The organism is Aliiruegeria lutimaris (genome assembly GCF_900099935.1).
GTDB classification, from domain to species: Bacteria; Pseudomonadota; Alphaproteobacteria; order Rhodobacterales; family Rhodobacteraceae; genus Tropicimonas; species Tropicimonas lutimaris.
Genome location: NZ_FNEK01000009.1, coordinates 13,636 through 39,478, shown reverse-complemented (window position 1 = coordinate 39,478; position 25,843 = coordinate 13,636). Strand labels below are relative to the sequence as shown.

General features: G+C 63.8%; 21 protein-coding genes and 1 riboswitch. Of the genes, 5 read left to right on the top strand and 16 right to left on the bottom strand.

Annotated features, from left to right (window positions below; translation table 11 throughout):
- Positions 1-341: 341 nt before the first annotated feature.
- From ybgC to gcvT, 5 genes are all read right to left on the bottom strand, one after another.
- Complete coding sequence (gene ybgC, locus BLR85_RS06185; protein WP_093151743.1) at positions 342-746, bottom strand: tol-pal system-associated acyl-CoA thioesterase; 405 nt, start codon at positions 744-746, stop codon at positions 342-344.
- Positions 747-911: 165 nt separating this feature from the next.
- The gene (locus tag BLR85_RS06180) at positions 912-1,538 is read right to left on the bottom strand and encodes a hypothetical protein (protein ID WP_093151739.1); all 627 of its coding nucleotides are present in this window, start codon (positions 1,536-1,538) and stop codon (positions 912-914) included.
- Positions 1,539-1,735: 197 nt separating this feature from the next.
- Complete coding sequence (gcvP, locus tag BLR85_RS06175) at positions 1,736-4,573, bottom strand: aminomethyl-transferring glycine dehydrogenase (RefSeq protein WP_093151734.1); 2,838 nt, start codon at positions 4,571-4,573, stop codon at positions 1,736-1,738.
- 166 nt (positions 4,574-4,739) lie between these two features.
- Complete coding sequence (gene gcvH, locus BLR85_RS06170) at positions 4,740-5,099, bottom strand: glycine cleavage system protein GcvH (RefSeq protein WP_093151969.1); 360 nt, start codon at positions 5,097-5,099, stop codon at positions 4,740-4,742.
- Positions 5,100-5,115: 16 nt separating this feature from the next.
- Complete coding sequence (gcvT, locus tag BLR85_RS06165; protein ID WP_093151728.1) at positions 5,116-6,237, bottom strand: glycine cleavage system aminomethyltransferase GcvT; 1,122 nt, start codon at positions 6,235-6,237, stop codon at positions 5,116-5,118.
- A gap of 149 nt (positions 6,238-6,386) precedes the next feature.
- Positions 6,387-6,480: riboswitch (glycine riboswitch) on the bottom strand.
- A 14-nt stretch (positions 6,481-6,494) separates the two neighbouring features.
- On the opposite strand from gcvT, the gene BLR85_RS06160 reads away from it, so the two are divergent.
- Positions 6,495-7,112: a gamma-glutamylcyclotransferase family protein gene (locus BLR85_RS06160; protein WP_425284466.1), complete on the top strand. Its 618-nt coding sequence runs from the start codon at positions 6,495-6,497 to the stop codon at positions 7,110-7,112.
- Here BLR85_RS06160 and BLR85_RS06155 read toward each other — a convergent pair.
- The 6 genes from BLR85_RS06155 to BLR85_RS06130 form a co-directional block, all read right to left on the bottom strand.
- On the bottom strand, positions 7,086-8,477 hold the full coding sequence (locus BLR85_RS06155) for an MATE family efflux transporter (protein WP_093151723.1): 1,392 nt from the start codon (positions 8,475-8,477) through the stop codon (positions 7,086-7,088). The genes BLR85_RS06160 and BLR85_RS06155 overlap by 27 nt on opposite strands.
- Positions 8,478-8,597: 120 nt before the next feature.
- Positions 8,598-8,927 carry a hypothetical protein gene (locus BLR85_RS06150; RefSeq protein ID WP_093151718.1) on the bottom strand — a complete coding sequence of 110 codons (330 nt, stop codon included), beginning with the start codon at positions 8,925-8,927 and terminating at the stop codon, positions 8,598-8,600.
- Positions 8,928-9,147: 220 nt separating this feature from the next.
- Positions 9,148-10,158 (bottom strand): ACR3 family arsenite efflux transporter, encoded by a 1,011-nt coding sequence (gene arsB / locus BLR85_RS06145; protein ID WP_093151714.1) that lies wholly within the window; start codon positions 10,156-10,158, stop codon positions 9,148-9,150.
- A gap of 6 nt (positions 10,159-10,164) precedes the next feature.
- Positions 10,165-11,436: an organoarsenical effux MFS transporter ArsJ gene (arsJ, locus tag BLR85_RS06140; RefSeq protein WP_093151709.1), complete on the bottom strand. Its 1,272-nt coding sequence runs from the start codon at positions 11,434-11,436 to the stop codon at positions 10,165-10,167.
- The gene (locus BLR85_RS06135) at positions 11,436-12,446 is read right to left on the bottom strand and encodes an ArsJ-associated glyceraldehyde-3-phosphate dehydrogenase (protein ID WP_093151704.1); all 1,011 of its coding nucleotides are present in this window, start codon (positions 12,444-12,446) and stop codon (positions 11,436-11,438) included. Before BLR85_RS06135 ends, arsJ begins: the two co-directional genes overlap by 1 nt.
- Positions 12,447-12,539: 93 nt before the next feature.
- Positions 12,540-13,397: a metalloregulator ArsR/SmtB family transcription factor gene (locus tag BLR85_RS06130; protein ID WP_093151699.1), complete on the bottom strand. Its 858-nt coding sequence runs from the start codon at positions 13,395-13,397 to the stop codon at positions 12,540-12,542.
- 229 nt (positions 13,398-13,626) lie between these two features.
- On the opposite strand from BLR85_RS06130, the gene BLR85_RS30215 reads away from it, so the two are divergent.
- Entirely contained in the window at positions 13,627-13,749 is a 123-nt protein-coding gene (locus BLR85_RS30215) for a hypothetical protein (RefSeq protein WP_280138464.1), read from the top strand.
- A 63-nt stretch (positions 13,750-13,812) separates the two neighbouring features.
- Here BLR85_RS30215 and BLR85_RS06125 read toward each other — a convergent pair whose 3' ends face one another.
- Positions 13,813-14,610, bottom strand: a complete 798-nt coding sequence (locus BLR85_RS06125) for an N-acyl homoserine lactonase family protein (protein WP_093151694.1) — start codon at positions 14,608-14,610, stop codon at positions 13,813-13,815.
- Between the two features lie 133 nt (positions 14,611-14,743).
- Between BLR85_RS06125 and BLR85_RS06120 the strand changes: the two genes are divergently transcribed.
- Positions 14,744-15,763, top strand: a complete 1,020-nt coding sequence (locus BLR85_RS06120; RefSeq protein WP_342028773.1) for a Gfo/Idh/MocA family protein — start codon at positions 14,744-14,746, stop codon at positions 15,761-15,763.
- Complete coding sequence (locus BLR85_RS06115; RefSeq protein ID WP_093151684.1) at positions 15,760-16,434, top strand: GntR family transcriptional regulator; 675 nt, start codon at positions 15,760-15,762, stop codon at positions 16,432-16,434. The genes BLR85_RS06120 and BLR85_RS06115 overlap by 4 nt, the downstream gene beginning before the upstream one ends.
- Before the next feature lie 4 nt (positions 16,435-16,438).
- On the opposite strand, the gene BLR85_RS06110 is transcribed toward BLR85_RS06115, so the two are convergent.
- Together BLR85_RS06110 and puuE are read right to left on the bottom strand one after the other, a co-directional pair.
- The gene (locus BLR85_RS06110; RefSeq protein ID WP_093151679.1) at positions 16,439-16,924 is read right to left on the bottom strand and encodes an ureidoglycolate lyase; all 486 of its coding nucleotides are present in this window, start codon (positions 16,922-16,924) and stop codon (positions 16,439-16,441) included.
- Positions 16,924-18,345 (bottom strand): allantoinase PuuE, encoded by a 1,422-nt coding sequence (gene puuE, locus BLR85_RS06105; protein WP_093151674.1) that lies wholly within the window; start codon positions 18,343-18,345, stop codon positions 16,924-16,926. The genes BLR85_RS06110 and puuE overlap by 1 nt, the downstream gene beginning before the upstream one ends.
- A 79-nt stretch (positions 18,346-18,424) precedes the next feature.
- Between puuE and uraH the strand changes: the two genes are divergently transcribed.
- A complete protein-coding gene (uraH, locus tag BLR85_RS06100) occupies positions 18,425-18,778 on the top strand; it encodes a hydroxyisourate hydrolase (RefSeq protein ID WP_093151670.1) in 354 nt (117 codons plus the stop codon).
- Between the two features lie 230 nt (positions 18,779-19,008).
- On the opposite strand, the gene BLR85_RS06095 is transcribed toward uraH, so the two are convergent.
- Positions 19,009-23,730 (bottom strand): translocation/assembly module TamB domain-containing protein, encoded by a 4,722-nt coding sequence (locus tag BLR85_RS06095; RefSeq protein ID WP_093151665.1) that lies wholly within the window; start codon positions 23,728-23,730, stop codon positions 19,009-19,011.
- Complete coding sequence (locus BLR85_RS06090; RefSeq protein WP_093151659.1) at positions 23,730-25,544, bottom strand: autotransporter assembly complex protein TamA; 1,815 nt, start codon at positions 25,542-25,544, stop codon at positions 23,730-23,732. Before BLR85_RS06090 ends, BLR85_RS06095 begins: the two co-directional genes overlap by 1 nt.
- Between the last annotated feature and the right edge of the window lie 299 nt (positions 25,545-25,843).

Below are 25,843 nucleotides of genomic sequence, written 5' to 3'. Positions count from 1 at the left end.
CCCGAAAACACCTCCGCCATAGGCACGATCCGCAGGATCGTTCACGCGGGCGGAAAGGCGAGGAGGCGTTTTGCCTGAAACACTTCGTTGATGTTCCGATAGGGAGTTAGCGCGGTTGGTGGGAAAAGTTTCGCCCCGCGCAGCAGATGCGCGGGGCGAGGGTGAAAGGGGATGTTCCACCCAGCCATTGGGACAGGCTTAGGCATCTTATCGGCAGCTAGGCCTCTTCTCGCCAGCCGCGAAATTCAGAAGTAGGTTCGGGCGTGTTTTTCTAACAACACCCCAACTGGGCCGGGTCCCATTCCAAAGCCCATCGTCCCGAACTTAGCGCCGTTTCCTGGCTAGTCTTTTTCCGCCGATGTCATGAGCGCGCGGATATCCGCGGGCAGGCGTTGCGGTCTGCCCTCAAGGTTCATGACCGCAACGGTGACCCGCGCGGTAAACAGAACCCTGCTGTCGCACAGCACCTTCTGATCCATTACGAAACGGGCGCCGCCGATCTCCGATAGCCGGGTTTCGACGATCAGAATGTCGTCCATGCGCCCCGGCGACAGGTAATCGGCCTCCACGCGACGCACGGCAAAGACGAGACCGTGCTGCTCCTTGAGTGCATTCTGGTCGACCCCGATCTCGCGCACCCATTCCGATCGGCCGCGCTCGATGAATTTCAGGTAATTGGCATAGTAGACAATCCCCGCCATATCAGTGTCTTCGTAGTAGACGCGTAACTGGTGAAGATGGGGCATTCTGCTGATCCGGTTCTTGTCAGAAGGGTGCTAGTTTGGACACGGCCGCGCGGCAAGTCCGTGCAGCTGGATCCTGTCCGGACAGTCCCTGCAATTCAAGGCAGTACCGACAAGTCCGAAAAGGCCGCGCAGCCGTTTTTCGTGAGATTCCGTGGCTGGCGCCCGTCAGCCAGTTGCGCCGAGCCGTGCGGCCAGTCGGAGTGCGTGGCTCGCGTCATTGGCGGCCTCGGGCATGACGGGATCATAGGCGGCGCGGATCACGCCGGCAATTTCGGGATGCAGGACGACATGGCCCTCAGGTGTGAGCGCGAGCGGGGAGCGTTCGGTGAAGGCACGGTCGGACCAGAGAAGGAGGGATTGGGCCATCTGCGACAGGGCGAGATCCTCGGCGGGCAGTTCCGAGAGTTCGGACTCCATCCGCAGAAACAGAAAACAGGCCCGGATGGCGCCATTCTTTTCGAAGCGGAACATGCGGTACTGGTTGGCCTTCGCCGCGACCAGCCGCTCAACAAGGGGCCCCAGTTCGGGCACGAGGCGGTCGAGGTCGGGGACCTGCAGAAGCTCTTCCCATTCCCGGAAGAAAAAGATCATCAGGTTGGCACCCATCTCCGGGTCCGTTTCGGCCATCTTGTGGCCGGCCAGCGTGACAACGGCTTCGCAGGCGCCCTTGACGGTCGATAGGGTGGCATCGTCAACACCGAAGACGATGGGAACGATCGGCCGCGACCAGCGCGCGAAACTGTAGCTTTCGTCGGAACGGGTAAAAAGCTGTTCGACCTCGTTTGGCGTCATGATTGCCCCCCTTGGCTGTCCGGGTCGTGCTGGGCGCACAGGTTCTCTGTCCGGCTGGCACAGGTAACGGATTTGCCGCCGGGATCCAACGAATTTTCTGTTGCGTGAACGGCGAGGGCAGGGGGGGCGACCGTCGGAGAAGCATCAAGGATGCTCCCCCGACGGTCGGGCGTGGCACATCTTCGGCGTGCGGAGGCTTACTCGGCCGCGTCCTCGTAGCTTTCCACCGGCGGGCAGGTGCAGACGAGGTTGCGGTCGCCAAAGGCGTTGTCCACCCGGCCAACGGGTGGCCAGTACTTGTCCACGCGGAATGAGCCCGGCGGGAAGCAACCCTGTTCGCGCGGATAGGCGCGTTCCCAGTCGGCGATGAGATCCTCGACCGTGTGCGGCGCGAAGTGCAGCGGGCTTTGCTCATAGGCGATCTCGCCGGCCTCGATGGCGCCGATCTCGGCGCGGATCGACAGCATTGCGTCGATGAAGCGGTCGAGTTCGGCCTTGGTCTCGGACTCGGTCGGCTCCACCATCAGCGTGCCGGCCACGGGCCAGGACATGGTGGGGGCGTGGAAGCCGCTATCCATCAGGCGCTTGGCGATATCATCGACCTGCACGCCGGTCTCGGCGAAGGGCCGGGTGTCGAGGATGCATTCATGCGCGACGCGCCCGCCCTTGCCCTTGAACAGCACGTCATAAGCGCCACTCAGGCGGGCGGCGATGTAGTTGGCGCTGAGGATGGCGACCTTGGTAGCCTGGGTGATGCCCTCGCCGCCCATCAGCTGCACATAGGCCCAGGAGATCGGCAAGATCGAGGCCGAGCCATAGGGCGCCGCCGAGACCGGGCCTTCGCGGCCGCCGGTCACCGGGTGGCCGGGCAGGAAGGGCTCCAGATGCGCCTTGACCCCGATCGGGCCCATGCCGGGACCACCGCCGCCATGTGGGATACAGAAAGTCTTGTGCAGGTTGAGGTGGCTGACATCGGAGCCGAGATCGCCGGGCCGGGACAGCCCCACCATCGCGTTCAGGTTCGCCCCGTCGAGATAGACCTGCCCGCCATGTTCATGGGTAATCGCGCAGACATCGCGAACGGTGTCTTCGAAGACGCCGTGGGTGGAGGGGTAGGTGATCATGCAGGCGGCGAGCTTGTCGCCTGCGGCTTCGGCCTTGGCGCGGAAATCCTCGAGGTCGATATCGCCGTTCTCCGCCGATTTCACCACGACGACCTTCATGCCCGCCATGGAAGCGGAGGCCGGGTTGGTGCCATGGGCCGATTTCGGAATCAGGCAGATATCACGCGCCTCGCCGCGGGAGCGGTGATAGGCGGCAATGGTCAGCAGGCCCGCATATTCGCCCTGCGCGCCCGAATTGGGCTGCATGGACATGGCGTCATAGCCGGTGATCTCGCAGAGCTTGGCCGAGAGATCCGTCAGCATCTCGGCATAGCCCTCGGCCTGATCGTCCGGCACGAATGGGTGGATCTGGCCGAATTCGGGCCAAGTGATCGGCATCATCTCCACGGCGGCGTTGAGCTTCATCGTGCAGGAGCCGAGCGGGATCATTGCCCTGTCCAAGGCCAGGTCCCGGTCCGCGAGGCGGCGCATGTAGCGCATCATCTCGGCCTCGGCGCGATTGAGGTGGAATATCGGGTGGGTGAGGTAGTCGCTCTCCCGCAGCAGTTCCTCGGGCAAAGCGACACGGGTGGGCTCACCGAAGCTGTCATTGATGCCGAAGGCACGCCAGACGCGCTCGATCGTGTCTGGTACGCAGGTCTCGTCCACCGAGATGCCGATCTTCGTGTCACCGAACTTGCGCAAGTTGACGCCTTCGGCACGGGCCGAGCGCAGGATGGCCCCCTGGAGTGGTCCGACATCCACCGTGATCGTGTCGAAAATCCCCTCCGGGGCAACATCGAAGCCCGCATCCCGCAGCCCTTCGGCCAGACGTGCGGCCATGATATGGACGCGCTCGGCAATGGCGCGCAGGCCGCGGGGCCCGTGGAAAACGGCATAGAAGCTCGCCATGACGGCAAGGAGCGCCTGCGCGGTGCAGACATTCGAGGTGGCCTTCTCGCGGCGGATATGCTGCTCGCGGGTGGCAAGCGAGAGGCGATAGGCTTTGTTGCCGCGCGCATCGACCGAGACGCCGACGATCCGCCCCGGCATGGCGCGCTTGTACGTGTCGAGGCAGGCCATGTAGGCGGCGTGCGGGCCGCCATAGCCCATGGGCACGCCAAACCGTTGGGCGGAGCCCACGGCGATATCGGCACCCATCGCGCCGGGCTCCTTGAGCAGAAGCAGCGCCAGGAGGTCCGCAGCGACGATTCCGATAGCCTTGTTGGCGTGCAGCGCCTCCATTTCCGGCGTGAAATCACGCAGCACACCATCGGTGCCCGGATATTGGAACAGGGCGCCGAAGACGGCGCTGGCGTCCAACTCGTCCACCGGGGCCACGATCACTTCGATCCCGAGCGGGTGGGCGCGGGTCTCGACAACGGCGATGGTCTGCGGGTGACAATTGGCATCGACGAAGAAGGCCGCCGCCTTGGATTTCGAGGCACGCTGCGCCATGGCCATGGCCTCGGCAGCGGCAGTGCCTTCGTCCAGAAGCGACGCGTTGGCGATCTCCAGGCCTGTCAGGTCGGCGATCATGGTCTGGAAGTTGAGCAGTGCCTCGAGCCGGCCCTGGGCGATTTCGGGCTGATAGGGCGTGTAAGCCGTGTACCAGGCCGGGTTTTCAAGGATATTGCGCTGGATCGCCGGCGGCGTGACGGTGCCGTAATAGCCCTGTCCGATCAGCGAATGCAGCACCTGATTGCGGCGGGCGACCTTGCGCATCTTCACCAACATCTCGCCTTCGGCCATGGGCGCCCAGTCGAGCGGCGTTTGCTGGCGGAAATCGGCCGGAATTGTCTGGTCGATCAGCGTGTCCAGGCTGTCCACGCCAATCGCGGCGAGCATTTCTGCCATTTCTTCGGGCGAGGGGCCGATATGACGGCGATTTGCGAAATCATAGGGCTGGTAGTCGGTGGGCTGGAAAGGCAAGGCGGGGCTCCCGTTCGGTTTGGGATGGTGTTGCAAGCGCGGAGGCGAGATCATCGCCGCGGGAAAAGGGGGAGCGCCGCCCCCGCCCGCTGGGAGCGGGGGCGGCGCTGCCCGGCCTCGTGACCGGGCGGATTGGTCGGAACCGGCGTGCCCGGAAGGGCGTGCCTCAGGCGGTCAGTTCCTTGTAGGCGGTCTCGTCCATGTAGGCGTCGAGTTGGCTGGCATCGTCGATCTTCACCTTGAAGAACCACGCCTCGCCCTCGGCATCCTCGTTGACCTTGCTGGGCGTGTCGATGATCGCTTCGTTGATCTCGACGATCTCGCCATCGACCGGCGCCACGATATCGGAGGCGGCCTTGACCGACTCGATCACCACGATCTCGTCATCCTTGGAGATCTGGGTGCCGACCTCGGGAAGTTCCACGAAGACGATATCGCCGAGTTGTTCCTGGGCATGGTCGGTAATGCCGACCGTGACGATATCGCCGTCCAGGCTCAACCATTCATGGTCTTCGGTATACTTGATCATTTCGGGGGGCTCCTCAGCGCTTGTAAGTGGAGGGACGGAAAGGAAGAGAGACGATCTCGGCGGCCATGCGCTTTCCGCGCACTTCGCCCCAGATCCGTGTTCCGGGCGCCGACAGGCGCGCAGGCACGTAGCCCATGGAGATCGGGTGACCGACCGTCGGGCCAAAAGCACCGGATGTGACGACGCCAATGGGAGTTTCGTCCTTTTCATTTTCGAACAATTGCACGTGTTCCCGCATCGGGGCGCGACCTTCGGGGAGGATGCCGACGCGGCGGCGGTCTTCCTGATCGTCTGCATCCGAAATCTTCGGCAATATGATGGAATCTCCGGGAAATCCGCCTTCACGGGCGCCGCCCGGGCGGCGGGTTTTCTGGATTGCCCAGGTCAGGCTTGCCTGAACCGGGTCGGTCGTGGTGTCGATGTCATTGCCATAAAGGCACAATCCGGCCTCAAGGCGCAGCGAATCCCGCGCGCCGAGGCCGATCGGGGCGACCTCCTCCATGTCGAGCAAGGCACGAGCGAAGCCTTCGGCGTGATCCGCAGGAACCGAGATCTCGAAACCGTCCTCGCCGGTATAGCCGGAGCGCGAGATCCAAAGCTCGCCGAAATCGCTCGGGAAGATGCCGACCTCCATGAACGCCATGGGCGCCACCGGCACGATGCGCGAGAGCGCAGCCTCGGCCGCCGGTCCCTGGAGGGCGAGCAGCGCCCGGTCCGTGATCTCGACCAGTTCCGACTCCTGCAATCCGGCCCGCATGAGCGCGATATCCGCGGCTTTGCAGGCTGCGTTGACCACGACATAGAGATGGTCCTCGCGCCGGGCGACCATGATGTCGTCCTCGATCCCGCCGGATTCATTGGTGAAAAACGCATAGCGCTGTCGGCTGGGCTTCAACCCGGTGATGGATTGCGGCACAAGCCGCTCAAGATCCACCGACGGGTCAGCGCCCGTCAGCAAAACCTGGCCCATGTGGCTCACGTCGAACAGGCCAGCCGCCGCGCGGGTGTGCAGATGTTCCTTCATCACGCCCATGGCGTATTGCACGGGCATCTCGTAGCCGGCAAAGGGCACCATTCGAGCGCCTAGTTCCAGATGCAGCCCATGTAACGGGGTTTTCAGCAGGTCTTGCGCCAATGACTTTCTCCGTCGTCACGTATTCGGCCGTCAGAGAAATTCTTCCGGCACCGATTCCGGGCGCGTCCTGCCCATTCGATGCCCCCTCTGTCCTTCGGCCTGAGATCGTTATCCCTTCGGCGGAGGCTTGCACCTCACTCTCCAGAGTTTATTCCCGTGCGGTCCTTTGGCCTGAGAGTTTACCGGGGCGGTTGCTCCTTCGGCACCGGACCTTTCGGTCCGACTTCTCCCGACGCGGGATAAAGTCGAGATAACGAATGTTTTCGGATACGGCAAGCCTTGCCTTCGCGCCCGGTTGCGGACACACCACCCGTATGCAGGATCGACAGTTTTTTGGCTATGGTTCGCTCGTAAATCGGGCAACTCATGATTATCCGGGCACCCGGCCGGCGCGGCTGGATGGGTGGCGCAGGGTCTGGGTGCATACCAACCTGCGCCCGGTGGCCTATCTGTCGGTCGAGCGGGCGGAGTGTTCGATCGATGGTCTGGTGGCCGAAGTGCCCGGCGCCGATTGGGCCGCGCTGGACGAACGGGAACGCGCCTATGATCGCCACCCGGTGGAAACGGTGCTGCATGCATGCGGATCGGACGCACGGGCGCAGGTCTATGCCGTGCCGGCGAGCCATGCCGCGCCGCCCGATGTCACCCATCCCGTCCTGCTGAGTTATATCGATACGGTCGTGCAGGGGTTCCTGAACGTGTTCGGGACGGACGGGGCAGAACGCTTCTTTGCCACCACGGCCGGCTGGACGGCCCCGATTCTGAACGACCGGGTCGCACCGCGCTATCCGCGCCACCAACCGGTCACCGACTGGCAACGCGGTTTCGTGGACAGCCACCTGAAAGCGCTATCGGCGCAGGTTCATAAGGCTTAGCAGACGTCCCTGGCGGGCGAAGGGCGGTTTGGTCGGCGCTGATTGAGGTCGCTTCATGATCCGTCCCGACAGCATCGTTGCGAGGATGGCAAAGGCCACGCCACCGAGCGCTTGTCCAATCAGCACGCCGGGGGCACCCCAGGCCGCTCCGCAGACGAGCACGAGGGGAACGGTGCCCAGCGTGTTGCGACCCCAGTTGATCCAGGTGGACCAGAGCGGCCGGCCGAGATTGTTGAAGGCGGCGTTGGAGACGAAGATCGCGCCGTTGAAAAAGAACAGCAGCGCCAGCGGTCCGCAAAAGAGGTAGATCAGCGTCTGGGCGATGCCTTCGGCTTCGAACAGGGCGGAAATGGAAGGTCTGAGCAAGTAAAGCAGCAGCGTGACCGTGATCACGACGAGCAACGCGAAGAGCATTCCGTCCAACCAGGCACGCCGGACCCTGTCATGTCGTCCAGCGCCGAAATTCTGGCCGATCACTGGCCCGATGGCCCCGGACAGCGCGAAGATCGTGGCAAAGGCGACGGGCGACATGCGGGCGATGATCGCCATGCCGGCGACGGCCTCCTCGCCATAGGCCGCCATGGCGCGGGTGACATAGGCCTGCCCTACGGGGGTGGCCATTTGGGTCAGCATCGCGGGGCCGGCGATTGCCAGCAGCGGGGCGAGCGCGCCGAGCATATGGCGCGGGCTTGGGCGACAAAGGCCTCCATGGTGGCGAAAGATCGGGTAGAGGGCGGCCAAGGCGATTGTGATCCGGGCACAGACCGAGGCCAGCGCGGCGCCGGTCAGTTCCATGTCCAGTCCGAAGATCAGGATCGGGTCGAGCACGGCATTGACGCCTGCGCCCCAGATCGTGGCCATCATCGACCGGCGCGCAGCGCCATGCGCCCGCAGGATCGCGCCGCCGACCATGCCGACGAGCAAGAGCGGCAGGCTGGGGATGATGATACGGAGATAGAGGACCGCCAGGTCCAGCGTTTCCCCCGTCGCGCCCACCAGTTCGGCCAATGTCCTGACATTCAACCAGATCAGGGCGGCAAAGGCGGAACCGAAAATCACCCCCCAAATCAGCGCCGTGGAGGCGCGGTTGCGGGCGAGAGTCTTCTCGCCCTCGCCAAGCGCCCGGGAGACCTGCGCGCCAGCGGCAATGGCCATGCCGATCCCGATGGAGGACGTGAAGAACAGGATCGCCCCCGCATAACCGATTGCCGCGGCCAGTTCCGCCTTGCCCAGCATCGAGATGAAAACCATGTCGATGAAATCGACCAGGAACACCGCCATCAGCCCGACTGAGGAGGTCAGCGTCATCACGGTGATATGGCGAAACAGGTTCCCCTTGAGGAACACGGCGTCTGGTGCGGGCATGGGGCATCCTTCGGGCGGGTGCCCGTCCCGTCACCCTTATCCATTCTCAGGTCATTTGCTACCGCCGCCCGCGCACATGGGGTTGGCGCTGGCGCAGATGCGCGCTGTTCCCGGGGCCGTTTATGGCCTGACCTGGCAGATATAGCGCTCGAAAACCCAGCCCGTCGGGCCGGCGATATCCTGTTCGTTGGGTCTGTTGAGGATAGAGACCTGGCGCCAGCCATTCGTCCCATAGGGTTCGAAGGAGAGCATGTAGGTGCCCGGGCCCAGCTTGTGGGTCATCGCGCAGCTTGTCGAACCACAGCGGCGCAGGGCCAGGAAATTGTCGCCCTGCGGATTCAGCCCGCAAGTGACGTAGATTTCGCCACTATAGGCAAGTGCGGCGCCGCTGGCGGCAAAGCTGAGTGCCAGCGCGACGGCGAGGGACGGGAGATTTGGAAAGGCTGCCATGGCGTCCTCCGAACGCATTGGAATGGTTGAAGGAAAATGGGTCCTTGCGAGTCGCGTCAATCGGTCAAATCGCCTCTTGCCGACGGTTTGCGCCCTTAGCGGCATCCGTGAGGGGGCGTTGCCCTCCACCCGCGCTCTGGCGTGCGCTGCTTGCCCGGATATTCGCGCAAAGAGGATGAGGGGGCTCGCCCTTGCTTGCTGGCGGATGTCCAAACCCGGTCTAAGCCGGGAATCGCGCCCGGGTTCGGTTGGCAAAGGCCACCAGGGACAGCATCACCGGAACCTCGACAAGAACACCGACCACCGTTGCCAGCGCGGCGCCGGAGCCGAGGCCGAACAGGCTGATGGCAACGGCGACGGCCAGTTCAAAGAAGTTCGACGTGCCAATCATCGCGCAGGGGGCGGCGATCCGGTGGGGAACCTTGGCCGCCCAGGCGGTCGCGTAAGCGAGGGCGAAGATCGAGTAGCTCTGCAGGATGATCGGAACGGCGATCAGCAGGATCGCTGCGGGGCGGGCGACGATCGTTTCCGCCTGAAGTGCGAAGAGGATGACGACCGTGACGGTCAGCGCCATGGCGGAGACGGGCGACACCTTGGCCTTGAACGCGTCGATGGCCTTTGCGCTGCCCAGCCGCGCGCGGGTGATCATGCCGGCGACGAGCGGCAGCACGATATAGAGCACGACCGAGAGCAACAGAGTTTCCCAAGGGACGGTGATATCCGTCACCCCCAGCAGGAAGGCCACGATGGGGGCGAAGGCGAAGACCATGATCAGGTCATTCACGGTCACCTGCACCAATGTGTAGTTCGGATCGCCCTTAGTCAGGTTCGACCAGACGAAGACCATGGCGGTGCAGGGCGCGGCGCCCAGCAGGATGAGGCCGGCAATGTATTGCTGGGCATCCTCGGGGGCGATCCAGGGCGCGAAAAGCGTCTCGAAAAAGAGCACGGCGAGTAAGGCCATGGTGAAGGGTTTGATCAGCCAGTTCACCACCAGCGTGATGATCAGCCCGCGTGGAGCCTTGGCTACGTCCTTGATCGAGGAGAGGTCCACGCCCACCATCATCGGGTAGACCATGGCCCAGATCAGCACCGCGACGACGAGGTTGACCGAGGCGATCTCGGCACCCGCGATGACGCCTACAAGCCCGGGGGCGATATTGCCGAGGATCAGGCCGGCCACCATAGCCAGCGCGACCCAGACGGAGAGGTAGCGTTCGAAGCTGCTCATGCGTGTTTATCCTTGTGTCGCTTCGGCGGGCGTGGCGGCGTGGAGCTTGCGGGCGGAATGCCAGGAGAGCAAGGCCATCGCGGCGGCTGTTCCGAGCGTGAGGGGGAGGCCGCCGAGTTGGTAACTCAGTCCTGACAGCAGCGTGCCCAGAAGACGGCCGGCGGCGTTTGACATGTAGTAGAAGCCCACATCCATCGTCACCCGGTCGTCATGGGTGAAGGCGAGGATGAGGTAGGAGTGCACCGAGGAGTTCACCGCGAAGACGAAGCCGAACACCATCAACCCGGCGATCAGAGTCAGCGTGAGCCATTGCGCTGGTTCGCCCGCGACCAAAGCGCAGAGAGCGAGCGTGGCCGGGACCAGTGTCAGCAGCCCGACCCATTGCACGGCGAGCGCAACTATCTGGTCGGTGGTCTTCTCTTTCGCTCTCAGTAGCCCGGGCGCCCAGGCCTGTACCGCGCCATAGGCGATGATCCAAAGTGCCATGAAGGTGCCGATCTGGAAGAAGGCCATGCGGTTGCCGGCCTCGGTGCCGTCCGAAAGCACGGCATAGAAATAGATCGGGATGCCGACCACGAACCACACGTCGCGGGCACCGAACAGGAAGACGCGCGCGAGCGAGAGCAGGTTCACATTGCGGTTCCTGGAGAAGATTTCCTTGAACCTGGTGCCTTTCTTGCCCTGCGGCAGGCCCTTTGGCATGAAGGCTGCGATGGCGGCGAGGATCGCGGCCAGCACCGCGGCCATGGCGAGCACGGAACCGGTAAATCCGACCGTGCCGAGCAGGACGGTGCCGAGCAGGAAGCCGAAACCCTTCACCGCGTTCTTGGAGCCGGTCAGGTAAGCTACCCAGCGGAAGAGGCCGTCGCCATCGCTCGGCGCCAGCAGCTTCACGGCGGATTTGGAGGACATCTTGGCGAGATCCTTCGCCACGCCGGAGAGTCCCTGCACGACCATCACGTAGATGACAGAGCTGGCCAGCGCCCATTCCGGGTCGAGGCCGGCCAGCGCGAGCAGCGCCACGATCTGGATGCCGAGTCCGGCGTAGAGCGTGGAAGTGAGACCGAACCGCGCCGCGATCCAGCCCGCCGAGAGGTTCGTGACCATGCCCATGAACTCGTAGAGCAGGAACAGGTAGGCCAGCTGGATCGGCGAAAAGCCGAGCGTATGGAAATGCAGAAGCACCAGCATGCGCAGGGCGCCATCGGTGAGCATGAAAGCCCAGTAGGCGGCCGTTACGGCAATATAGGCCGAGAGGCCCTGTGGGTGCCTGTCCATCAGAGGGTGTCCACGACCAGCCGGGTCACATCGGCAAGCCGGAAGGCATAGCCATATTCGTTGTCATACCAGGCATAGATCTTCACCTGCGTGCCGTTGACAACCATGGTCGACAGCGCGTCGATGATCGCCGAGCGTTCGTCATTGATGTAATCGCAGGAGACCAGCGGGCGGGTTTCATAGCCGAGAATGCCGGCAAGTTCGCCCTCGGAGGCGGATTTGAAGAGTGCGTTGACTTCTTCGACGGTCGTCTCGCGCTCCACCTCGAAGACGCAGTCGGTGAGCGAGGCGTTCAGCAGCGGCACGCGGACGGCGTGGCCGTTCAGCCGGCCCTTCAGCTCGGGATAGATTAGCGTGATCGCGGTGGCCGAGCCGGTGGTAGTGGGAATGAGCGAGTTCAGTGCCGAGCGGGCGCGGCGCATGTCCTTGGCGGGCTTGTCGACGATGGTCTGGGTGTTGGTGACGTCATGGATCGTGGTCATGGAGCCATGCTTGATGCCCAACCCCTCGTGGATGACCTTCACAACCGGCGCGAGGCAGTTGGTGGTGCAGGATGCCGCGGTGACGAGCTTGTGTTCCTCCGGCTTGTAGATGTCCTGGTTTACGCCATAGACGAGGTTCACCGCGCCGCCATCCTTGACCGGTGCGGAAACCACGACTTTCTTCACGCCGGCATCGAAATAGGGCTGCACCTTCTCGCCGGTCTTGAAAACGCCGGTGCAGTCGACCACCACGTCGATCCCCATCTCCTGGAGCGGCAGGTCCTCGATGCGTTTCTCGCAGGTCAGGCGCATCTTCTGGCCGTCGATGGTGAGGCTGTCCTCGCCATATGCGATATCGGCCAGCCAGCGGCCATGCACCGTGTCGAATTCCATCAGCAGCGCGTGTTGCTCTGGCGTGCCCACGGCGTCGTTCAGCAGGATGATCTCGCCCTCGATCCCCTGGTCGAAAAAGGAGCGCATTGCCAGCTTGCCCATGCGGCCGAGGCCATTGATCGCGATCTTTGTCATGTATCTTTCCTCGGCCGCTGTCGGCCCTTTGTCGTGTCTGAATTGCCTTTCGGACCGGGGCGCCCCGATCCGCGTGGTCCTGGGTGCCCGAGATCAGATATCGACGCCAAGTTCCCTGGTCTGGCCGATCTGGTCGAGCTGCCTTTGCAGCGAGAACTTGTCCAGCGTCTCCAGAGGCAGGTTGGTGAAGATCGAGATACGGTTGCGGAGCATCCGGTAGGCGTCGGCAAAGGCGAGACGCTTCTCGGCCTCGTTGCCCTGCGCCGCGACCGGGTCCGGCACGCCCCAATGCGCGCTCATCGGCTGGCCGGGCCAGACCGGGCAGACCTCGGCGGCGGCCTTGTCACAGACGGTGAAGACGAAATCGAGCTTTGGCGCGCCTTCACTGGCAAATTCGGCCCAGTCCTTGGTGCGGATTTCGGACGTGTTGTGGTTGAGGTTTTTCAGCAACTCGACCGCGTAGGGATGTGGGCCATCCGGCGAGGGCAGGGAACCGGCCGAAAAGGCGCGGAACTTGCCCATGCCTTCGCGATTCATGATGGCCTCGGCCATCAGCGAGCGGGCGGAGTTGCCCGTACAGAGAAAAAGCACGTTATAGGTATCTTGCGCCATGGGGGCCTCTGTACGCCTAGAGGATCGTTCGATCAGGGGAAAACAGATTTCGGGGCGCGACTGGCAGCACCCTTCCAGAAGGAAGGAGAGCAGCTCGCCGGTCGTCTCGGTATTGGCCGTGTAGCGGATATGGCGACCTTCGCGTACGCGGTTCACCAGCCCGGCATTGAGCAGGATGTTCAGGTTGTTCGACAACGTGTTCTGACGAATTTCCAGAGTATCGGCGATCTCTCCGGCATGTCTGCCGGGCTCTCCCGATTGCACGAGCATGCGGAAAATATCCAGCCGGGTCTGCTGGGAGAGTGCGAAGAACGCGGTGGTTGCCGTCAACTTATCCATATTTCATGAATTATTGAAATGAAAGGCGGCGGTCAATGAGTCGATTGCCGCTGGCGGAGCAGTTTCTCATTGCCATTTTCGGATGACAGGCAGGTGTTAACGCTGCGCTGAACTTTCTGCCGGCAATGAAATTAGACTCTGGGTATCAATTCTTGTTGTTGGGGTCTTCCAAAGGTCGAGATCCGTGCTACCCTGAGCGGAATAAGAAAACGCATGAGGAGGAAACGTCATGCATCCCGTCCACGGATACCAGATGTTGAATGGCGAGCGGCGCTACAAGAGCAAGATCATGTTCCGTAGCTTTGTGGATTACTTCCCACCGCTTCGCTTTCTGTCCCGGTTCTGGAAGTGAAAGCGGCTGCCCAGCGGGCGACGGACGCCCGGCTGGCCGCGCGAGGGACTTCCCCGAATATCGTCAGAACGGGAGCGGCTGCGTTGGGCCAAGGTCCAGGCGGTTGATCCAGTCGGCCTGATCGTGGCGCGGGAACAGCTCGCGCACCAAAGGGTCGTGACCCGGAACCAGGCGCCCCGGATGGGTGGCCAGTTTCTGGATCGTCTGGAACCCGCGCAGCATCTGCTCGGCATCGGCGACGATGGGGAAGAGTTTCCCCGCGAAGGCGTTCTCGTAGTAATGCGCGGCGTCGGAAGCGAGGCAGAGCGGACCGGACTCCGTTTCGACCCGAACCGCCTGAAGCCCCCGCGAATGCCCGCCGATCCGATGCACGCTCACGCCCGGCGCAACCTCTCCGAAACCATCATAGAACACGACCCGACCGGCATAGAGCCGCTTGATCGCCTCGCAGATATGATCGGCGGTGAAGGGATGCCGCATCGCCTGATGGCACATGCAGGGCCCGGTCGCATAGGCCATCTCGACTTCCTGCATATGCAGCGTGGCATTGGGAAAGAGATGCAGTCCGCCCGCATGGTCGTAATGCAGATGGGTCACGATGAGCGTGTCGATCATATCGGGGCGGATGCCGAGCGGAGCGAGCGCCACTGTCGGGTCCAAGCGAATTGGCCGGTCGCGCCGCGCACCTTCGGCGGAATTGTAGCCGGTATCGACCAGGATCGTCCGCTTCCCGTCCTGCAAAACCCACATGAAATAATCCATCGCGTGCGGCGCGGTCGGGTCCTCGTCGAAAAGAAAGGAATCCGCCCGGATTCGCGCGTTCCGCTCGGCATATTTCACGGAATGGACCTGCCATGTCATCGCTGCACCTCCCGGGTTGTGGCCGCGGTTTTGCTGGTGATCATCGGGGCGGCGTCCTTGCGGGAAGGGCGCGTTCGGCCTAGATTACGTATGCACTTGAAAATGCGCAACAGGTTGAGCAGGGATGACGAGCATGCCGTTGACGGCCGCGGTTCTGGGTGCCGGATATTTTGCGTCCTTTCATCACGAGGCATGGGACAGGCTGGAAGGCGTCACGCTCAGCGCTGTCGCCAATCGCACGCTTTCCAGGGCGCAAGCCACGGGATTTCCGGCCTTTGGCAGCCTGAGCGCGCTTTTCGACGGGGCGGGCGTGCCGGACATTCTCGACATCGCGACTGCGCCGGAAACGCATGTGAACGCGGTTCGAGAAGCAATCGCGGCCGGTTGCAGGGTGATCATCTGCCAGAAGCCGTTCTGCAACAACCTGGAGGAGGCCCGGGCCCTGACCGAGCTTGCCGAGGCCGCGGGTTCCACCCTCGTCGTGCACGAGAATTTCCGCTGGCAACCCTGGTATCGCGCCATGAAGGCGGCGATGGAGCAGGGCGAGATTGGCGACGTGCTCCAGGGAAGTTTCCGGATGCGGCCGGGCGACGGGCAGGGGCCGCAGGCCTATCTGGACCGCCAACCCTATTTCCAGCAGATGCCGCGTTTCCTCGTACACGAGACGGCGGTGCATTGGGTCGATACGTTCCGGTTCCTCTTCGGGCCGGTGAAATCCGTCTATGCCGATCTGCGGCGGATGAACCCGGCGATCGCGGGCGAGGATGCGGGTTTCATTCTGTTCGATCACGGGGGCGGGGTTCGTTCGATCTTCGATGGCAACCGCCTGCTCGATCACCGCGCGGAGCATCACAGGTTGACCATGGGCGAGGGGCTGATCGAGGGAACAGCCGGCGTCCTGCGCCTCGCGGGGGACGGCTCGGTGCATTTGCGGCGGTTCAAGTCCCAGCAGGAACGTGTTCTTATGCCGCCCTATGATGGCGGTCGCTTCGGAGGCGATTGTGTTTTTCGCCTCTGTGAGCATGTTGCGCGCTACCTGCGCGGCGAGGGTGCGCTGGAGAACAGGGCGCGGGATTACCTGAAGGTTCTCGAAATGGAGAACGCGATCTACAAGTCATCCGAAACCGGGTGCCGACAGGAATTGAAGACATGACGCAAGCCGCGAAACCGAAATCGAATACCTTGAAGGCGCAGGACACCCTGCGCGATATGATCTTCGCGGGCGACCTGATGCCGGGTTCCACTTATCTGGAAGCGGAACTGGCGGAGCTTCTGGGCATGTCGCGCACCCCGGTCCGGGAGGCGGCACTGCGGCTGGAGGCGCATGGGCTGTTGGAGGTTCGTCCCCGGCACGGGGTGCGGATCACGCCGGTGTCACCCAAGGACATGGAAGAGATCTACGAGATCCTGACCGAGCTGGAAGGGCTCTGTGCCGAGAAGGCCGCCGATGCGACCCATTCCGAAGAGGAAGTTTCCGCGCTCGAAGAAGCAATCCGGCATATGGACGAAGCACTCGCAGCGGAGGATCGCGTCGCCTGGGCCGCAGCCGATGAGGAGTTCCACTCGGCCCTGATCCGGCTGGGGCATAATCAGCGCATCGAGTCGATCTGCGCGATGTATAACGATCAGGTACGGCGTGCGCGGGCGGTGACGCTCTGGCTGCGGCCCTTGCCGACAGAGTCGAACAAGGCCCACCGCGAGGTTTGCGAGGCGATCCGGAATTGCGACGCGGAAGCGGCGGGGCGGCTGCACCGCGCCCACCGCCGCGCGGCCCGCAAGCTGCTGACCGAGCTGCTCACGCGGCACGGGTTGCGCAACGTCTGATCCGTCAGCCTTCCCGAACCCACCAGCGCTCGGAATAGGTGACTTCCTCCAGGTTGGCGCCCGATCCGATCCGGTCGACCACAGCAAAGAGGCCGGGCGCGTGCAGCGGCGTCAAGACACCATGCCAAGTCCCCCTGTACAGGTTGATGCCCTGGCCCGGCGCGGTCAGGAAAGCGCGCGGCGCACCGGGGCTGCCCCCTTCATCCGGCGCGACAACGACAAGGAACGGGTGCTCCGTCATCGGCAGGAAGGCCTGGCTGCCCAAGGGGTGGCGCTCCACGAGGTCGAATTCGTAGGGCAGGCTGCGGGGCTGAGCGTTGAAAAGCGAGATGCCCGCTTGTCCGTCGACGAAATCGAGCCGGGCGCGGTCATGATAGCGACCGCAGGCGCCGGCATTGATCCACTTGTCGGGCTCGCCGCCGATTTCGAGGACATCACCGAAAGGCGCGAAAGCTTCCGCCGTAAGCGGGGACGTGAAGATCTCGGGCATTACCACTCCATTGCTTGCAGACGCAGTTCGGCGATCCGCTCGACCTGCCGACAGGCCTCGGCAAACTCGCTCTCCCGATCCTGTTCCAGCCGACGCTGGAAAGTTTCAAGAATGCCTGCCTTGTCGTGATCGCGCACGGCGATGATGAAGGGGAAGCCGAAGCGGTCGGTATAGGCGCGGTTCAGCGCCGTGAAGCTGTCGCGCTCGGCATCTGTCAGCGCGTCCAGCCCGGCGCTGGCTTGTTCGGCGGTGCTTTCGTTGGTGAGCCGCTTGGCCTTTGCAAGTTTGCCGGCGAGATCCGGATGCGCGCACAGGACTTCGAGCCGTTCCTCTGCGCTTGCCGAGCGGAAGGCACGGATCAGCGCCGAGTGAAGGCCGGTCGCGGTGTCATGCGCGAGGCCGAGCTCCAGCGCATGGGCGCGTTCTGCGATCCACGGCGAATGCTCGAATATCCCGCCAAAGGCCACGATGAACGCCTCGCGATCCATCTCGCTCGGGCGCGCCATCTGCCGTTTCTGCGGCGGGTGGGTGGCCGCCCAATGCTCCGCGATGTCGATGCGGCGGGCGAACCAGACGCCGTCCCGGGCGCTGGCATGTTCGAGGAAACGCTTCAACCCGGCAAGGCGTCCGGGACGTCCGGCAAGGCGGCAATGCAACCCGATCGAAAGCATTTTCGGCTGACCCGCTTCGCCCTCGGCATAGAGGCAGTCGAAACTGTCCCTGAGATAAGTGAAGAAATCCTCGCCCGTGTTGAAGCCCTGCGCGGTGGCGAAGCGCATGTCATTGGTGTCGAGCGTATAGGGCACGATCAACTGGTCGTTCCCGTCTACCTCGATCCAGTATGGCAGGTCGTCGGCATAACTGTCCGCGATATAGTCGAAGCTGCCGAAGCGCGCGGCCAGCTCGACCGTGTTCACCGAACAGCGGCCCGTGTACCAGCCACGCGGCGGCGCACCCGTCACCTCGGTATGCAGCCGGATCGCCTCCAGCATATGCTCGGTCTCTTCCTTGGGCGTGAAGTCCTTGTACTCGATCCATTTCAGCCCGTGGGACGCGATCTCCCACTCTGCCGCCTGCATTGCCTTGACCTGTTCGGGAGAGCGGGCAAGCGCGGTTGCGACCCCATAGACCGTCACCGGAACCTGCTGCTCCGTAAACAGCCGGTGCAGCCGCCAGAAACCGGCGCGGGAGCCGTATTCGTAGATGCTCTCCATGTTCCAATGCCGCTGTCCGGGCCAGGCGGCTGCGCCGATGATCTCGGACAGAAAAGCTTCCGAGGCGGCATCGCCATGCAGCACGCAGTTTTCGCCGCCTTCCTCGTAATTGATCACGAATTGGACCGCGATCCGGGCATTGTCGGGCCAGTTCGCCGGAGGGGGCGTCGGACCATGGCCATGCATGTCGCGAGGATAACGATTCATATTGGTCTCCGATCCGCTTCGGGCTTGTCTGGCGGCGAGTTTCCCGCCTTCATGGAGCAGACGCAAGAAGGAGGGCCCGATGGCGGGATATCTGACCACCCATGTTCTGGACACAGCGCTCGGGAAACCGGCGGGGGGCCTCGAGATTGAGCTTTTCCGGATCAAAGGTGACGCAAGGGAATTCCTTGGCCGAAGGATCACCAATCAAGATGGCCGCACTGACGGGCCGATCCTGCCGGACGACCTTTTCGAAATTGGTAGCTACGAGTTGGTGTTCCATGCCGGCGACTACCTGCGAGAGAGTGGCCAGGTTTCGCAGGAGCCGCTCTTTCTCGACCTTGTACCAATCCGCTTCGGCATGTCGGAGGAAGCGCATTTCCACGTTCCGTTGTTGCTCTCGCCATTTGGCTACTCGACGTATCGGGGCAGCTGACAAAAGCTGACACGGAAGGAACATGGCCGCCCCGCGGGTCTTGTAGCTGTTCGAGGGCGCGCGCTTCGCGCGCGCGAACGATCCTGCGGATCGTGCCTCCGGCGGAGGTATTTGCCGGAAAGATGAAAGGCCACCGCGCTCACATCCTCTTTCCTCAAATGTCCTGAGGGGAGCGCTCGTAAAGAGCGCGGGGGGCAAAGCCCCCTGTTACTCATGGTCCTGCGGTGGTTTTAGTAATCCCGCTCGAAATAGATACCTATCGAGCTATCGCCCTTTGAATCAGCCGTGCCCTTAACGGTGAAATTCTTGGAAACGTCGATATTGAGATCGATCTCGGTCTCGCCTTGGCTGTCGGCCACGAACTCGGTGTAGATGTTGTCGCTGATATACTTGCCGGCACGCACTTCGGCACCGCCATCATCCGTGGTGGCGAGATCCAGGTCGTCCAACCCAAGCCCCTCGCGAATGTTCCCCATCAGGCCCACGCCGCCACGTCCGGTGAGGGTTGCCAGCGCGCTTGCCATTTGAACCGCCTGAAGCGCAGAGAGGTCCGTCACGCTTTTGCCAAACAGGAAATAGGCGAGAACCTCGTCCTGCGGCAGATCCGGAACCGAGCTAAGTTTAAAGGTTGGATCATCCACCGGGCCGGTGATCTTTGCAACGAACTCGAAATCGTCACGGCTCGAAGAGGCCGTGATGTCGATATAGGGTTGCAGCCCGCCGGCCAATGAAACCGTGCCTTCGGTCACATCCAGGCGTTGGCCGAGGATGTCCAGTCGTCCGCGGATCACCTCGATCTCGCCGACTGGCTTGGGGGTCGCCGTTGTTCCGGTGACGACCATTCCGCCACCCAGTTCGGTATCGAGGCCGCGTCCGCGGATGAAGATCTCGTCGGGCGCTCTGACGGTAACATTTAGCCCGAAGACAGCACCTGCGCCGCCTGAACCACTGGAAGAGGATTTCTTTTCCTCGATCAATCCGGCCCGTTGGCGGGTCTGGCGCACGGAGTTGGGCTCATTGGTGTGGGTCAGGTTCGGCACCGCGCCGCCGAAGCCGAGCCCGCCATCCGGAATGCGAATCTCGGTCCGGCCGACATTGATCCGCCCGTCGATATTGGCGCCTCCCGTGAGCGGGCCGGAGATGGTGACGCCTCCGTCGAGCGTGGTCGAGAACAACGTTGGATCGGTCAGCACGAACTGGTTGAGCGAGGCCTGAAGGTTGGCATTCATCCCGCCGGAGATCTGCAACGATCCGTTGGCCCCGAGCGAGCCGCCGGCCTGGCTGTTGGCGCTGGCGTCGAGCTGAACACTGGAGCCGTCAAGACCAACCTGCACATTGATGCCGGACAGGTTTTGACGGAACTCCGGCAGTGTCATGTCGGCACCGTTGATGGTGACCGTCCCCGAAACGGCTTCGAGCGACGGTGCGCCGTCGACCGCGATATTGAAGGCGGCGGTGCCGTTAATAATGTTGGGCGAGAGCGCCTTGTTGGCGAGACCCAGCGGCGCGGTTCCGGTTGCATTGAGGGCGACGGTGGCAAAATCCGCCGCCACGCTGCCGGAAACCGAGGAGGAGACGCCCTGCGGGCCATTCGTGTCGAGCGTGACGGCATAGCCGGCTGCGGATTGCGCGACATTTCCCGTGGCAGAGAAGCCGCCCGTGATACCGGGGGCGAAGGGGGCGATAGTCGGCAGGTTCACCTGCAGGTCGAGCGCCGTCGCGCCGGCCGCAATCGCACCGACGATATTGGCCGTACCATCATAGGGCAGGCCGGCATCAAGCACGACATTCCAGGTGTTGGCGCTGGCCTCGTTGGCCGTGCCCTTGATCGAGAGCGGGCCGGAATAGGCCGGTGCAAGCGCGCCGACATCGGGCAGGGCGGCCTCGACAGCGAGGCTGCTCACGCCGGGGCCATAGATGCCTCCGGCGGCAACCGTGCTGCTATAGGGGCCGTTTGCATCCAGATCGAGTTCCCAGGCGCCATCTTCGCGCTGGGCGGCGGTTGCCGCGGCGGTCAGCGCGCCGTTCACGCCCGGGGCAAAGGCCGAAACCTGTGGAACGGCGACGGCAAGCTCGACATCCGTGCCGGTTGCGCCCACGGCGCCGGCAATATCGGCTGTCGCCCCTTGCGGAGCGGCGACGTTGAAATCCACGTTCCAGCGGCCGTCGCCGGCTTCGGCGGCGGTGCCACGCGCGCGAACTGGTCCCTGGACCTGCGGGACGAGCGGCGAGAGGTCGGGCAGGGAGACGTCGAGCAGGAGATCGCTCTGGCCACCGCCAACGACACCATCCACGGTGGCAACGCTGTCATAGGGGCCGCTGGCGTCGAAATCGATCTTCCACAGCCCGTCGCCGGCATCGCTGGCCGTGCCTTCGGCAAGGATCGGACCGGTCAGGCCGGGGGCGAGCGGGGCAATGTCCGGAAGGCTGGCGGTCAGCGCCACTTCGCCGGGGCCCCCGCCCATGCTGCCGTCCAGATTGACCTGCGCCTCGTAGGGGCCGGAGCCGTCCAGCTTGAACTTCCAACCGCCGGTTCCGGTTTCCGCAGCCGTGCCAGACAGCGCCACGGCGCCGGTATGACCGGGGACAAGCGGCGCGATGTCCGGCAGGGCAATCTCAAGAGCAACATCGCTCTCGCCGGGGGCGACAAGGCCCGCCACCTGCGCGGCCAGCTCGTAGGGGCCGCCGACATCCAGGTCGACATTCCATTTGCCCTCGGCCTCTTCCTTCGCGCTGCCCGTGACGCTGATCGGGCCGCTGTGATCTGGCACCAGCGGCGCGATGTCCGGCAGGGCAATCTCAAGAGCAACATCGCTCTCGCCGGGGGCGACAAGGCCCGCCACCTGCGCGGCCAGCTCGTAGGGGCCGCCGACATCCAGGTCGACATTCCATTTGCCCTCGGCTTCTTCCTTCGCGCTGCCCGTGACGCTGATCGGGCCGCTGTGATCTGGCACCAGCGGCGCGATATCGGGCATGGAGAGGTCGAGGGTGATATCGCCGTCGCCGGGGTGAATGCGCCCGGCGAGGTTGCCGGCCAGCTCATAGGGGCCGGCCAGTTCCAGCCCGGTCATCCAGTCGCCCGGCGCGGTTTCGCGGGCCTCGCCGGAGAGGGTCAATTGCCCTTCGTGCCCCGGCAGGACGAGCCCGACATCGCTCAGCGCTGCCGAGAATCTGAGATCCGAGCTGCCGCTGCCGACATTGCCGGATGCATCGGCCTCGACGCCGCGGCTGCGCAGTTCGAAACGGTCCAGTACGGTGCCGGAGGTGTCGCGCCGCGCGGCGGTGGCGATTGTGACCGGGCCGTCGAGCAGGCGGTCCGCCGTCTCGTCGCCGATCGACAGTCCGTCCGCCGCGATATCCGCCGTCACCGCGAAGATGCCGCCGAGCGGGTCGCCCTGACCGGAAAGCCCGACCGTGGCTTGGCCGGTCAAGGGACGTCCGGCCAGATCGGAGAAGCGGGAGATGTCGTCGGCCCGAACCTGTCCCTGGCCGGAAATCTTCAGGCTGCGATCCGCGACCCGAAGATCGCCGAGAATGGTGACGCCGAAATCGGCCCCGTCGGCAAAGAGCCGCGTGATGTCCAGCGCGCTGCCCTGTTGCCAGCTGAAGGCCACCCCACCGTTGAGCGTTTCGCCCGCCGCCTTTGCCAGCGCCGGATCGGCCAGCGCAAGGCCGGCGAAATCGAAGAGCAGGTCGCCGGAAACGGCTGCGCCGTCACCGGTGGAGATCCTGCCGACGCCGTCCAGGGCAAGCTGGTCCAGATTGGCGGCTTCGGTATCCACGCCGTCAACCTCTGCCGTCAGCGTCCAGCGGTCGCTTTGCGCGGCATCGAATTCGGCCGCGAGCGCGACCTGGTCGAGATAAGTGCCCGGCCCGGAGACCGGCAGGCGCAGCGGCGCGCCATCGGCCCGCCCCATCTTGCCGTCGATATCGAAGGCGGTCGGCAAGCCATCGGCGCCGAGCGTCACCGCGCCCTGCAATTGCAGCGACTTGGCTGCGAGCGAGAAAAGCGGCAGGTCCAGCGTCCCTTCCGCGCCGCGCGCGCCATTGACCGTCAGGCGGATGTCATCGCCGAAAAACTCGTGGAAATCGGCCGGGATGAGCGGGGTGATATCGCCGCCGATATCCGCCGTGAAGGTGGTGTTTCCGGCGTCGTCGCCCTTGAGTGTCACCGCACCCGCGATCCGGTCCTGCTCATCGGTACGCAGGCCGATATCGGCAGCGAAATCGGTGAGCGGGCCGTCACCCGCGACCTTCAGGTCGAGCGACGGGGAGCCGGGCAGCTTGAGCAGGCTGCTGACGATCCCACCCGCGTCTTCGGACATGCTGAGGTCGAGCGTGAGCGTGCGGGTCTCGTTGACGAAGCTGCCATGCAGGCTGATGGTATCGTCTGGCCCGTCGAGCCGGCGGGTCTCAAGGTCGACCCGGCCTTCACCGCTGGCCAGCTCCACCCCGCCCTGCAGCCCGAGCACCGCCGCCTGGCCCAGCACCGGCTCGCCCAGTTCCGCGCGTTCTATGGCGAGAGTGTCGATCCGGATCGAGATCGGCAGCTCGGGCAGGGAAAACCCGGAGGCTTCCGCCTTGGGCGCGTCCGGCAGGGCGTTTTCATCCTGTGGTGCGGCTTCGGGAAGGCGCTCCACGATCAGCTCGCCGGCCGAGAGGGTTTCCACCGAGAGATTGCCCCGCAGAAGTGCGGCCCGGCTCCAGTCAAGCTCGGCATTGCGCAGGGTCAGCCAGACGCCCTTGTCATCGGCAATGGTCAGCTCGCCCAGCCGCGCCGCGCCGGAGAGCAGCCCCTCGAAGCCGCTGATGCGCACTTCGCGGCCACCGGAGGAGAGCTTGTCCTGCAGGAAACGCTGGATCATGCCGCCGCCATCCTCGTCTTGGGCGGGGGCGGGTAGGGCGATCAGGAAAAAGGTTCCTGCAAAAGCGGCGTGGCGGGCAAAACGCATCAGAAGGCCTGTCCGATACCAATATAAAGTTGAAGTTTGTCAGCGTCGTCCGGGCCGCCCTGAACGGGCGTTGCAAAATCTACCCGGATCGGGCCGAAGCCGGTCTTGTAGCGGACGCCGATCCCGGCGCCGGACATCCATTCTCCGGAGCCGTCATAGTATTCTTCTGCGCCGACATATCCGCCGTCGACGAAACCGACGACCCCGATATTGCCGGAAACATAGCTGCGGATCTCGCCCGAGAGGGCAACATAGGAGCGGCCACCGAAGATCGTGCCGCCGAATTCACCCGCGCCAAGGGATTGGTAGGGCTGGCCCCGCACGGAGCCGCCGCCGCCGGCGAAGAACAGGTAGTCCTGCGGCGCGCCGGAGATCTCCGGGCCGAACAGGCTGCCATATTGCATCCAGCCGGCCAGTACCGTGTTGCGCTTTTCGCCGAAGCCGTAATAGCCGCGGGCGTCGAGCTCAATAAGCCCGCCATTTTCCATGTTGTCGATGCCGACAAAGGGCCGCAACTCGGCACCTAGAAAATAGCCCCGGGTCGCGTCGAACTCGTTGTCGCGTTTGTCCCAAAAGGCCTGGAGCGGCAGGGAGACCATCATGTAGTCGCGTTCGCCGAATGCGTCATCCACCTCGGAGGCACGGAAATCTAGTCCGGCGGTCAATTCCAGATCGTCCGAGTAATGCCATGCGAAAGCGCCGCCGATTTCCGCCAAGTTCGACACATAGCCCGGCTCGTCCTCGTGTTCGATAACTGCCCGCAGCACCAGGTCGACATCGGGATGGAAGGTTGCCGGGCGTCTGAAGATGACCGAGGCGAGGTAATCTATGCCATTGTCGTCAGCCGTCGTGCCGATGTTTTCGACATCGAAGCTCAGCCGTAGGTTCTCGGCGCCGCCGAGCAGGTTGCGGTGCATCCAGTAGGCATTCACCCGACCGCCTTCCTGGGTGGAAAGCTCGGCTCCGAAGCCGAGGCGGCGGCGCTTCTGCTCCAGCACTTCCGTGTCAACACCAATCAGGTCGCCCGGCCCGACTTCCTCGGCCTCCCGGATCGACACGGAGCGGAATGCGCCGGCGCGGCGCAGGCGCTCGGCGGCGTCGTTGAGTTCCTTGGGGCTGTAGGTCTCGCCTTCGGGCAGGCCGGCAATGGCCTTGATGCGGTCCGTGCGCACCCGCTTGTTGCCGCTGACCGTCATCGGCCCGAAGCGCAGTTTCGGGCCGGGATCGAGCGTCAGCCGCGAGGCGATGGTGGATTTCGCGTGGTTGGCCGTGATGCTCTCTTCGACAAGGTCTACCTTGGGGTGACCGGCATCCTTCCAGGCGGAGGTGGCGGTGCTCGCGGCCTGTCCGATCAGCCCGGATTCGGCGATCTCGCCCTTGCGGTAGCCCTTGGGCAACTCCGTTTTTGGCGCAAGCGGCTTCACGCTGGCTTCGGAGAACAGGAATTCCGGCCCCGGCTCCACGGTGATCTCGATGGTGCCGATGCTCGCAGGCGGAGAGAGCGGCGAGATATCGGCAGCTTCGCGCCCGTCGATCTTCACGCTGACCGTGCCGCCATAGCGCCCTTGGCCATAAAGAACCGAGACCATCCGCTTGTACTCGGCCCGCGCGGTCGCCAGCAGGTCGTCGGGGCTGGTCCGCTCCTCCTCCTGCGCCTGTAGAATCATGGATGCGCCTTCGAGCGTCTTGTGAAGGGCGTCATCGGCGCCGGGCGTATTGAGAATGACATTGTCGAGCGCAGCCGCGGGAAAGGCTGCACATGAGCCAATCGCGATGGCGCCAAGCCGCGACATAATGGGTCCAATCTTTCTCATCGACACAATCCCTAGCGTGCAAACCTGTTCGCCGCAAAATCCCTGGCGGTACTCACGCGGTCTCCTCAAGCGTTGTTAACGTGACTCTCACCCAGCCGCCAAGCAGGAAGGCGGCTTCGGCGACCGAAATGGCCCAACACGGGGTGGTGTGGCCCATATGACGATCATATCGGCCGGTTTCGGCCGGCTGGGTGCGTCAGATTCGGCCTTCAGGCCGAATCGGCAAGCGGCGCTGCGCCGCAGCGCGATCTCGGCTGTTGTGCATCTGCAGCATCTGCGCCACGATCCCGTGAAGGCAT

Excerpts from the sequence above, each read along its gene's own strand:
- BLR85_RS06180 (WP_093151739.1), bottom strand. The coding sequence starts at position 1,538 with ATGACGCCAAACGAGGTCGAACAGCTTTTTACCCGTTCCGACGAAAGC.
- BLR85_RS06095 (WP_093151665.1), bottom strand. The coding sequence starts at position 23,730 with ATGCGTTTTGCCCGCCACGCCGCTTTTGCAGGAACCTTTTTCCTGATC.
- puuE (WP_093151674.1), bottom strand. The coding sequence starts at position 18,345 with ATGAATCGTTATCCTCGCGACATGCATGGCCATGGTCCGACGCCCCCT.
- arsJ (WP_093151709.1), bottom strand. The coding sequence starts at position 11,436 with ATGGACAGGCACCCACAGGGCCTCTCGGCCTATATTGCCGTAACGGCC.
- BLR85_RS30215 (WP_280138464.1), top strand. The coding sequence starts at position 13,627 with ATGCATCCCGTCCACGGATACCAGATGTTGAATGGCGAGCGGCGCTAC.
- BLR85_RS06160 (WP_425284466.1), top strand. The coding sequence starts at position 6,495 with ATGTTTTCGGATACGGCAAGCCTTGCCTTCGCGCCCGGTTGCGGACAC.
- BLR85_RS06115 (WP_093151684.1), top strand. The coding sequence starts at position 15,760 with ATGACGCAAGCCGCGAAACCGAAATCGAATACCTTGAAGGCGCAGGAC.
- BLR85_RS06135 (WP_093151704.1), bottom strand. The coding sequence starts at position 12,446 with ATGACAAAGATCGCGATCAATGGCCTCGGCCGCATGGGCAAGCTGGCA.
- arsB (WP_093151714.1), bottom strand. The coding sequence starts at position 10,158 with ATGAGCAGCTTCGAACGCTACCTCTCCGTCTGGGTCGCGCTGGCTATG.
- BLR85_RS06090 (WP_093151659.1), bottom strand. The coding sequence starts at position 25,544 with ATGAGAAAGATTGGACCCATTATGTCGCGGCTTGGCGCCATCGCGATT.
- BLR85_RS06150 (WP_093151718.1), bottom strand. The coding sequence starts at position 8,927 with ATGGCAGCCTTTCCAAATCTCCCGTCCCTCGCCGTCGCGCTGGCACTC.
- BLR85_RS06125 (WP_093151694.1), bottom strand. The coding sequence starts at position 14,610 with ATGACATGGCAGGTCCATTCCGTGAAATATGCCGAGCGGAACGCGCGA.
- BLR85_RS06110 (WP_093151679.1), bottom strand. The coding sequence starts at position 16,924 with ATGCCCGAGATCTTCACGTCCCCGCTTACGGCGGAAGCTTTCGCGCCT.
- ybgC (WP_093151743.1), bottom strand. The coding sequence starts at position 746 with ATGCCCCATCTTCACCAGTTACGCGTCTACTACGAAGACACTGATATG.
- BLR85_RS06130 (WP_093151699.1), bottom strand. The coding sequence starts at position 13,397 with ATGGATAAGTTGACGGCAACCACCGCGTTCTTCGCACTCTCCCAGCAG.
- BLR85_RS06120 (WP_342028773.1), top strand. The coding sequence starts at position 14,744 with ATGCCGTTGACGGCCGCGGTTCTGGGTGCCGGATATTTTGCGTCCTTT.
- BLR85_RS06155 (WP_093151723.1), bottom strand. The coding sequence starts at position 8,477 with ATGCCCGCACCAGACGCCGTGTTCCTCAAGGGGAACCTGTTTCGCCAT.
- uraH (WP_093151670.1), top strand. The coding sequence starts at position 18,425 with ATGGCGGGATATCTGACCACCCATGTTCTGGACACAGCGCTCGGGAAA.